This window comes from Mycobacterium sp. TH-M106, assembly GCF_057473765.1.
Genome location: NZ_JBYCLE010000392.1, coordinates 1 through 9,577, shown reverse-complemented (window position 1 = coordinate 9,577; position 9,577 = coordinate 1). Strand labels below are relative to the sequence as shown.

Here is a 9,577-nt window from a genome sequence, read left to right as displayed (position 1 = left end):
TACGGCTATCCCGAGGCCGGCCAGACCGTCGTCAACGTCACCAACGGCAAGATCATCCGGCTGATGGTCGACGACGAGCCGTTCGACGTCCGCTACGGCGAGCTGATCGAGCATGAACGGGTGCTCGACATGCGCGCGGGAACGCTGACCCGCCGCGCGCATTGGCGTTCACCGGCGGGCAAGCAGGTGAAAGTGTGTTCCACCCGGCTGGTGTCGCTGGCCCACCGCAGCGTCGCGGCCATCGAATACCTCGTCGAGGCGGTCGACGAATTCGCCCGCGTGACGGTGCAGTCGGAGCTGGTCGCCAACGAGGACCTGCCGCCGACCTCCCGCGACCCGCGCGTCGCGGCGATTTTGGAGCGCCCGCTGGAGGCCGTCGTGCACGAGTTCAACGAGCGCGGCGCGGTGCTGGTGCACCGGACCCGCCGCAGCGACCTGATGATGGCGGCCGGGATGCACCACGAGATCGAGGTGCCCGGGCGGATGCAGGTCAACACCCTGGCGAGTCCCGACGTGGCGGGCACCACGGTGATCTGCGGACTGCGACCCGGGCAGCAGCTGCGCGTCGTCAAGTACCTGGCCTACGGCTGGTCGAGTCAGCGCTCCCGGCCCGCGCTGCGCGACCAGGCGGTCGGCGCGCTGACCGGGGCCCGCTACAGCGGCTGGCAGGGGCTGCTGGATGCCCAGCGCGCCTACCTCGACAATTTCTGGGACGGCGCCGACGTCGAAGTCGAGGGCGACCCGGACTGTCAGCAGGCGATCCGGTTCGCGCTGTTTCACGTGCTGCAGGCCAGTGCCCGCGCCGAACGCCGGGCGATCTCCAGCAAAGGCCTCACCGGTAGCGGCTACGACGGCCACACCTTTTGGGACAGTGAAAGTTTCGTGCTCCCGGTGCTCACTTACACTGCGCCGCACGCAGCCGCGGACGCGCTGCGCTGGCGGGCGTCGACGCTGGATCTGGCCATGGAGCGGGCCGCCGAGCTCGGCCTCGCCGGAGCGGCCTTCCCCTGGCGGACGATCTACGGCCAGGAGTGCTCGGGGTACTGGCCGGCCGGCACGGCGGCGTGGCACATTAACGCCGACATCGCGATGGCCTTCGAGCAGTACCGGGTCGTCACCGGCGACCACTCGCTGGAGAAGGACGCGCTGGCGGTGCTGGTCGAAACCGCCCGGCTGTGGCGCTCACTCGGACACCACGACCGGCATGGCGTGTGGCATCTCTACGGGGTGACCGGCCCCGACGAATACACCGCGGTCGTGCGCGACAACGTCTTCACGAACATGATGGCGGCCCATAATTTGCACACCGCCGCGGAGGCGTGCGCCCGCCACCCCGATGCGGCGCATGCGATGGGCGTCGGCACCGAGGAGATGGCCGCCTGGCGAGACGCGGCCGACGCCGTGCACATCCCCTACGACGACGACCTGGGCGTGCATCCGGAGTGCGAAGGCTTCACCTCCCAGGCGGAGTGGGACTTCGACGCCACCACCAGTTACCCGCTGCTGCTGAGCGCGCCCTACGTGCGGCTCTACCCGGCCCAGGTGGTCAAGCAGGCCGACCTGGTGTTGGCGATGCAGTGGCGCAGTCACCTGTTCACACCTGAGCAGAAGGCCCGCAACGTCGACTACTACGAACGGCGCACCGTGCGTGACTCGTCGCTGTCGGCGTGCACCCAGGCGGTGCTCTGCGCCGAGGTCGGGCATCTGGAGCTGGCCCACGACTACACGTACGAGACGGCGCTGGTCGACCTGCGTGACCTGCACGACAACACCCGCGAAGGTCTGCACCTGGCGGCGCTGGCCGGAGCGTGGACCGCGCTGGTCGCCGGCTTCGGCGGCCTGCGTGACGGCGACGGAGTGCTGTCACTGGACCCCGCACTGCCCGACGGGATCCGCCGGCTGCGGTTCCGGCTGCGGTGGGGCGGGTTTCGGCTCACCGTGGACGCCGACCACGCCAAGGTCACCTACACCCTGCGCGACGGACCCGACGGCGAGTTGACCATCCGGCACGCCGGCGAGGAACTCGTCCTGACCACCAGTTCGCCGTCGACTCTGGCCCTGCGCCACCGCGTGCCGCTGCTGCCGCCGCCGGTGCAGCCGCCGGGCCGCGCGCCGACGCATCACCGCGCGCTGCGTTCCAGTGCAGTCAGCCCGACCGACTGACCGAGTCCGGTCGCGACCAGCGCAGCGTGCCCGGTGCGCCGGGCGGAACCACGGGATTCTTCGGCGCGATCGGGTCCAGTCGCCGGTACGGCTCGCCCTGCGCGGGACGCAGGTCGGTCTCACCGTTGTTCGGCCACAGCGACGCGGCCCGCTCGGCCTGGGCGGCGATCGACAGCGACGGATTGACACCCAGGTTCGCCGAGACCGCCGCGCCGTCGACCACCGCCAACGTCGGATAGCCGTACACCCGCTGATACGGGTCGACGACGCCGTGCTCAGGGCTGTCGCCGATCGCTGCACCGCCGAGGAAGTGCGCGGTCAGCGGGATGTTGAACAACTCACCCCAGGTGCCGCCGGCCACCCCGTCGATCTTGGCGGCGATCCGGCGGGTGACCTCGTTGCCGACCGGGATCCAGCTAGGGTTGGGCTCGCCGTGGCCCTGCCTGCTGGAGTAGCGGCGGATACCCAGCTTGCCGCGTTTGATGAACGTGGTGATCGAGTTGTCCAGATGCTGCATCACCAGCGCAATCATGGTGCGCTCGCTCCAGTGCCGCGGGTTGAGCAGCCGCAGCATGGTGCGGGGGTCTTCGCCGGCCTGATCCAGCAGTTGTCGCCACCGCGGGGTGTCGGTGCCCTGCGGTCCGACGCCGTCGGTCATCAGGGTCTGCAGCAGGCCCATCGCGTTGGAGCCCTTGCCGTAGCGGACCGGCTCGATGTGGGTGTCGGCGGTGGGGTGGATCGACGAGGTGATCGCCACGCCGTGGGTCAGATCCAGGTCCGGGTTGACGTGCATCGTCGCCGCGCCGACGATCGACTCGGAGTTGGTGCGAGTCAGCACCCCGAGCTTGTCGGACAGTTTCGGCAATCTGCCCTTGTCCCGCATCGTGAACAGCAGCCGCTGGGTGTTGTAGGTGCCGGCCGCCAGCACCAGATACGTCGCGGTGAAGGTCTTATGGCGGCGCCGCGGCGACAACCCGGTACGCGCGGTGCGCACCTGCCACAGCCCGCCGGGCCCTTGCTCGAAGCCGGTCACCGTCGTCATCGGATGCACCTGCGCGCCAGCCGATTCCGCCAAATACAGGTAGTTCTTCACCAGGGTGTTTTTGGCGCCGTGCCGACAGCCGGTCATGCACTCGCCGCATTCGATGCAGCCGGTGCGGGCCGGCCCCGCACCACCGAAATACGGATCGGGCACGGTCTTGCCCGGGGTCTTGGTGTCGTCGGGTCCGTCAGCGCCGAAGAACACCCCGACCGGGGTCGGCACGAAGGTGTCGCCGACGCCCATCTCGTCGGCAACCTCCTTGACGATGCGGTCGGCGTCGGTGAACGTCGGGTTGCAAACCACCCCCAGCATCCGCTGCGCCTGGTCGTAGTGCGGCATCAGCTCGGCGTACCAGTCGGTGATATGCGACCACTGTTTATCGGCGAAGAACGGCTCCGGCGGGATGTACAGCGTGTTCGCGTAGTTCAGCGAGCCCCCACCCACCCCGGCGCCGGCCAGAATCATCACGTTGCGCAGCAGGTGAATTCGCTGGATGCCGTAGCAACCCAGCTTCGGCGCCCACAGGAAGTCCCGCAGATGCCAGGAGTTCTTCGCGAAATCGCTGTCGGCGAAGCGCCGGCCCGCCTCCAGCACCCCGACCCGGTAGCCCTTCTCGGTTAGTCGCAGCGCGGTGACGCTGCCGCCGAAACCCGAACCGATGATCAGAACGTCGTAGTCCGGCTGCATAGCGGCCAGCCTACGGCGAGCATGCGCTAAATCGCACAAATCACCCCCCGGTAACGCGATTCTCCGCATGCTCGCGCCGGCTCGCGCGGGCTCGCGCGGGCTCGCGCATGCTCGCGCCGGCACGCGCGGGCTCGCGCCGGCATGCGCATGCTCGCGCCGAGGGGTCAGCTGCCCACGGTCAGGCCGACCTTCTGGAACTCCTTCAGATCGCAGTAGCCGGCCTTGGCCATCGACCGGCGCAGCCCGCCGACCAGGTTCAGCGAGCCGAACGGGTCGTCGGACGGCCCGGTCAGCACCTGGGCCAGCGACGGCCGCTCACCGAAGGCAACCTGCAGCAACGCCCCGCGCGGCAGCGACGGGTGTGCGGCCGCGGCCGGCCAGAACCAACCGTCGCCCAGCGCCTCGGAGGCGGCGGCCAGCGGCGTGCCCAGCACCACCGCGTCGGCGCCGCAGGCGATGGCCTTGGCCAGGTCGCCGGAGGTGTGGATGTCCCCGTCGGCCAGCACATGCACGTAGCGGCCGCCGGTCTCGTCGAGGTACTCGCGGCGGGCCGCGGCCGCGTCGGCGATCGCGGTGGCCATCGGCACGGAAATACCCAGCACCACGTCGGAGGTGGTCACCCCGGACGTGGAGCCGTAGCCGACGATCACCCCGGCCGCCCCGGTGCGCATCAAGTGCAGCGCGGTTCGGTGGTCGAGCACCCCACCGGCGACCACCGGGACGTCGAGCTCGGCGATGAACGTGGTGAGGTTTAACGGCTCCCCATCGGATGCCACCCGCTCTGCGGAGATGATGGTGCCCTGGATGACCAACAGGTCGATGCCGGCAGCCACCAGCACCGGGGTAAGGGCCTGGGCGTTCTGCGGGCTGACCCGCACCGCCGTGACGACCCCGGCCTCGCGGACCCGCGCCACCGCGGCCCCCAGCAGATCGGGATCCAACGGCGCGGCGTGCAGTTGCTGCAGCAACCGGATCGCCGCCGACGGTTCGGGTTCCTTGGCCGCGGCATCGGTCACCTCGGCCACCTTGGCTTCCACGTCGGCGTGCCGGCCGATCAGCCCCTCGCCGTTGAGCACCCCGAGGCCGCCGAGTCGACCCAGTTCGATGGCGAACTGCGGTGACACCAGCGCGTCGGTGGGGTGCGCGACGATCGGGACCTCGAACCGGTAGGCATCGAGCTGCCAGCTGGTCGACACGTCTTTCGACGACCGGGTGCGCCGCGACGGCACGATGTTGATGTCGTCGAGCTCGTAAGTCTGGCGGGCGGTGCGGCCCATGCCGATCTCGACCATGTCACGCATGCGTCGTCAGCCCCTCGCGCGGGTGGAGTGGACAGGCATGTTCTCAGCGCACGTAGTAGTTGGGCGCTTCGGCGGTCATCGTGATGTCGTGCGGATGACTCTCTTTCAAGCCCGCCGCGGTGATCTGCACGAACTGCGCCTGCTGCAGCTCTTCGATGGTGGCCGAGCCGGTGTAGCCCATCGCCGCCCGCAGCCCGCCGGTCAGTTGGTGGATCACCGTCGACAACGGGCCGCGGAACGGCACCCGTCCCTCGATGCCCTCGGGCACCAGCTTGTCCTCGGAGAGCACGTCGTCAGCGAAGTAGCGGTCCTTGGAGTATGACGTGGCTTTCCCCCCGGCAGACCCCCTTCCCTGCATGGCGCCGAGCGATCCCATCCCGCGGTAGCTCTTGAACTGCTTGCCGTTGACGAAGACCAGCTCGCCGGGCGCCTCGGCGGTGCCGGCCAGCAGCGAGCCCAGCATCGTCGTCGACGCGCCGGCCGCCAGCGCCTTGGCGATGTCGCCGGAGTATTGCAGCCCGCCGTCGGCGATCACCGGCACGCCATGCGGACGACACGCCGCTACTGCTTCCATAATCGCGGTGATCTGCGGGGCGCCCACGCCGGCCACCACCCGGGTGGTGCAGATCGATCCGGGGCCGACGCCCACCTTCACGGCGTCGGCGCCGGCGTCGACCAGTGCCGCCGCCCCGGACCGGGTGGCGACGTTGCCGCCGACCACCTCCACCCGCTCACCCACCTGAGCCTTGAGTTTGCCGACCATGTCGAGCACCAGCCGGTTGTGGGCGTGCGCGGTGTCCACGACCAGCAGGTCGACTCCGGCGTCAGCCAGCGTCATCGCCCGCACCCACGCGTCGTCGCCGACGCCGACCGCGGCCCCGACCAGCAGCCGGCCGTCGCTGTCCTTGGTGGCCAGGGGGTGCTGTTCGGTCTTGACGAAGTCCTTGACGGTGATCAGCCCGGTCAGCTTGCCGTGGCCGTCGACGATCGGCAGCTTCTCGATCTTGTGGCGGCGCAGCAAACCCAGTGCGGCGTCGGCGGATACCCCCTCCTGGGCGGTGATCAGCGGCGCCTTGGTCATCACCTCGGCGACCGGCTTGTCCTGGTCGACCTCGAAGCGCATGTCGCGGTTGGTGATGATCCCAACAAGTGAGCCCAGGGCGTCGACGACCGGCAGACCCGAGATTCGGAACCGGGCGCACAGCGCGTCCACCTCGGCCAGGGTGTTCTCCGGTGAGCAGGTCACCGGGTCGGTGACCATTCCGGCCTCCGAGCGTTTCACGGTCTCGACCTGACCGGCCTGCTCGGTGACCGGCAGGTTGCGGTGCAGCACCCCCATGCCGCCGGCCCGGGCCATCGCAATGGCCATCCGCGCCTCGGTGACGGTGTCCATCGCCGAGCTGACCAGCGGCACCTTCAGCCGGATCCGCTTGGTCAGCTGGCTGGAGGTGTCAGCGCCGGCGGGCACCACGTCGGAGGCCGCCGGCAGCAGCAGGACGTCGTCGAACGTCAGCCCGAGCATCGCGACCTTGCCCGGGCTGCGGGCCAGCGCCGCCTCGTCGAGCAAGTCACCGAGATGCGGTACAGCAGAGCCAAGGGTCATCGGGGGCCTCCACTACGCAGCCAGGTTGAGAAGCGTGCGAAGCCCATCCTAATCGCTGACGCCCGCCGCGGTGGGCCCGTTGCGTCCCCGCCCGCTGGCGTTATGTCGGACGGTCTGCGTACCCTTAGGGGCGTGCGTGACCATCTGCCACCCGGTTTGCCGCCCGACCCCTTCGCCGACGACCCTCATGACCCGTCGGCTGCCCTGGACGAAGTCGAGCCCGGCCAACCGCTGGACCCGCTGGAACGGACTGCCGTCGAGGCGGACCTCGCCGATCTGGCAGTCTACGAAGCGCTGTTGTCGCCCAGAGGGATTCGCGGCCTGGTGGTCAGCTGCGAAGACTGCCGCCAGGACCACTATCACGACTGGGACATGCTGCGCGCCAACTTGCTGCAATTGCTTGTCGACGGCACCGTCCGGCCGCACGAGCCGGCCTACGATCCCGAGCCGGAGACCTACGTCACTTGGGATTACTGCCGCGGATACGCCGACGCCTCACTCAACGGCGCCACCTCGGAGGCCGACGGGTACCGCTGAGGGCCAGTCACCGCCGCGCCGGCGCACCAGCGCTGCGCGACTGTCCCGAATGTCGCGAAGCTCCGGCAGGGTGCGCGTCGGGCTTCCGATGTCGATCAGCAGGCTGGCCAGCGCCCACTGCAGCGGCACTAGGCCGAACAGTTCGGCGGCCCCAAGCGCCGCGTCGGCGACGGCCCGCGCACGGTCGACGTCGCCGTCGCAGCAGAGCGCGCTGGCCAGCACCATATCGCTTTTGACCCGATGCCGGGCCGATCCCGTGGTCAGTTCTCGGGCCTGCTCGGCCTGCCGGACCGCCGTCGCCCCGTCGCCGGTGGCCATCGCCAACTCGGCGGTCACCCAGGACCGCCGCACCGCCAGCCGGTGCACCGGATCGGGCACGTCGCCAACGCGGGCCAGCAGCGCCGCGGACGCCGCGAAACGGCCGACGCCGAGCGCGTCGGCGGCCAGCCCGATCAGCGCGTCGGCCTTGGCTTCGAGAGCCTCGGAATCGTCACGGGCCTGCGCCAACGCCCGGCCGTCGCAACCGCGGGCCAGATTGTGCCAGCCCAGCTGGCGCAGGAATGATCCCCGCGTGCTGTGCGCCAGCGAAACCAGCGGAGCCAGCGGCCCGGTCGGCGGGTGGCGCAGCAGCGCCGCCAGGTCGGCCCGGGCGCTGGCGAAGCGGCCCTGCCCGCCGGCGGCGACCGCGCGCAGCCACAACTGGCGTGGCGTAGCGGCGGTCGGCAGCGGCCAGGTGCCGGGTTCGCTGCCGAACGCGGCGGCGGTGAGCACGGCGTCGGTTTGGGGCGTGAGCATGGCAGCGCGAACGCTATCAACTCGTCGGTGCGAACAGTACGTCAGTTAATAGTTCGTAGTGTCTGCGTTACAGCCGTGTTAATCAGATGACGTCTTGAATGAAAGTGAGTTCACCACGGCCAGAAGCGAACTGGCGATTTGCAGCGCAGTCGGCGTCGACATGACGTCGAGATGACCGGAGACCGTCGACGCGATGTCGCAATCGTGTCTCAGCGGTAAAAGTCAGGCGAAATTCAGCCACCTCCTGCGGGTCGCCGGTAACGTCGATCACGTTGATGCGGTTTGCCGTGCGGCCATAGCATGGTGTGTGGGTTGCCATCGCCGACGCCGCTTGGGCCTGCTTCGCATCACCGTTCAGAGGGGGGTTGACATGCCACTGGTCGAGCAACTGCCCGGGCGCAACGCCGACAACTGGGCCTGGCAGCTGCGCGGTGCCTGCCGCGGCGTCGACTCGTCGGTGTTCTTCCCGCCCGACGGAGAACGCGGCCGAGCCCGCGCGCAACGCGAGAGGCACGCCAAACAGTTCTGCCGAGCTTGCCCGGTGATGGCGCAGTGCCGGGCTCACGCGCTGACGGTCGGCGAGCCGTACGGCGTCTGGGGCGGCTTGTCCGAGGCCGAACGTTACGAGTTGCTCAAACGCGAACTGCGGCGCACTGTTTGACAACGGCGTGATCGGCTGGGGGCAACTTTATGTGGCCGCCCAACTGCCGGTGTAGCTGGCGGGACTGGTGCGACAGCTATTGTGGCTCATCAGGTGCTTGCACAGGCGGATACTGGCCGTAGATCCCCGATGAGTCACCAGACAAGAACGCCCGGTGCTGGGCGTCGGCGCGGCCCCTGATCTTGGCCTGCTCCGCACGGCGGTCAACCGCACGTTCATATGCCCGGTATCCGAGGTATCCCAGACCCGCGAGAGCGACGAGCCCGAGGAATACCTGCCAATATGTGGCCGCAAGACCCAGGAGCAACAAGCCGCCCAACAGCGCGCCGATGATCACCCCGGCATGGGAACGGGTCGGCTGGCCTGCGACGTGCAGCTGGCGATGGCTGGCGATGGCGACGATCAGCCACACCGGTAGCCACATACCGCAGGTCAGCAGAGTGAGGACAAGGTGCAGGGCGTGGTTAGGGCCGGTGGTGACCACAACGGGCGCGGGGGCGCCGACGGTGTTATTGATGACGATCGATGGCTGCAGTGGTAAGGCGGGAGCCTGGTGCGCCCATCGTTGGCCGTTGAAATAACGCTGAATTGGCGCGCCAGACGGGTCGGGGTACCAGCCAGGTTGTGGAGCGGGGTTGGTCATCGGGTCGTCCTTAGGTGTGGATTATAGCTGCTGAACATGTCATCGCTCGCCGAAGGCTCGGGTCGCCGTCTCACCCGGCCATGCTCACCAGGCGCGTGAGCTGGTCGCGGCGCTCGATGTCGAGCTTGGCGAAGATGCGGTAGAG

9 protein-coding genes are annotated in these 9,577 nt (G+C 69.1%); 3 read left to right on the top strand and 6 right to left on the bottom strand.

Annotated elements, in window-relative coordinates:
- The coding region (locus tag AC2VOP_RS13990; RefSeq protein WP_486961528.1) for a glycoside hydrolase family 65 protein at positions 1 to 2,163 on the top strand (2,163 nt) is incomplete at its 5' end.
- On the opposite strand, the gene AC2VOP_RS13985 is transcribed toward AC2VOP_RS13990, so the two are convergent.
- The 3 genes from AC2VOP_RS13985 to guaB form a co-directional block, all read right to left on the bottom strand.
- Complete coding sequence (locus AC2VOP_RS13985) at positions 2,147 to 3,892, bottom strand: GMC oxidoreductase (RefSeq protein WP_486961527.1); 1,746 nt, start codon at positions 3,890 to 3,892, stop codon at positions 2,147 to 2,149. The two genes, AC2VOP_RS13990 and AC2VOP_RS13985, sit on opposite strands and share 17 nt — an antisense overlap.
- 164 nt (positions 3,893 to 4,056) lie before the next feature.
- Complete coding sequence (locus AC2VOP_RS13980) at positions 4,057 to 5,184, bottom strand: GuaB3 family IMP dehydrogenase-related protein (RefSeq protein ID WP_486961530.1); 1,128 nt, start codon at positions 5,182 to 5,184, stop codon at positions 4,057 to 4,059.
- Positions 5,185 to 5,236: 52 nt separating this feature from the next.
- Complete coding sequence (gene guaB, locus AC2VOP_RS13975) at positions 5,237 to 6,715, bottom strand: IMP dehydrogenase (protein WP_486961529.1); 1,479 nt, start codon at positions 6,713 to 6,715, stop codon at positions 5,237 to 5,239.
- Positions 6,716 to 6,928: 213 nt separating this feature from the next.
- On the opposite strand from guaB, the gene AC2VOP_RS13970 reads away from it, so the two are divergent.
- Positions 6,929 to 7,333, top strand: coding sequence for a DUF5319 domain-containing protein (locus AC2VOP_RS13970; protein WP_486961526.1), 405 nt, complete (start codon positions 6,929 to 6,931; stop codon positions 7,331 to 7,333).
- Here AC2VOP_RS13970 and AC2VOP_RS13965 read toward each other — a convergent pair.
- Together AC2VOP_RS13965 and AC2VOP_RS13960 are read right to left on the bottom strand one after the other, a co-directional pair.
- Complete coding sequence (locus AC2VOP_RS13965) at positions 7,292 to 8,128, bottom strand: hypothetical protein (RefSeq protein ID WP_486961525.1); 837 nt, start codon at positions 8,126 to 8,128, stop codon at positions 7,292 to 7,294. The genes AC2VOP_RS13970 and AC2VOP_RS13965 overlap by 42 nt on opposite strands.
- Before the next feature lie 82 nt (positions 8,129 to 8,210).
- On the bottom strand, positions 8,211 to 8,447 hold the full coding sequence (locus AC2VOP_RS13960; RefSeq protein WP_486961524.1) for a hypothetical protein: 237 nt from the start codon (positions 8,445 to 8,447) through the stop codon (positions 8,211 to 8,213).
- A gap of 51 nt (positions 8,448 to 8,498) precedes the next feature.
- Between AC2VOP_RS13960 and AC2VOP_RS13955 the strand changes: the two genes are divergently transcribed.
- Positions 8,499 to 8,789, top strand: coding sequence for a WhiB family transcriptional regulator (locus AC2VOP_RS13955; protein ID WP_486961523.1), 291 nt, complete (start codon positions 8,499 to 8,501; stop codon positions 8,787 to 8,789).
- Positions 8,790 to 8,865: 76 nt separating this feature from the next.
- Here the strand turns inward: AC2VOP_RS13955 and AC2VOP_RS13950 are convergent, their stop codons facing one another.
- On the bottom strand, positions 8,866 to 9,432 hold the full coding sequence (locus tag AC2VOP_RS13950; protein ID WP_486961522.1) for a DUF2510 domain-containing protein: 567 nt from the start codon (positions 9,430 to 9,432) through the stop codon (positions 8,866 to 8,868).
- Between the last annotated feature and the right edge of the window lie 145 nt (positions 9,433 to 9,577).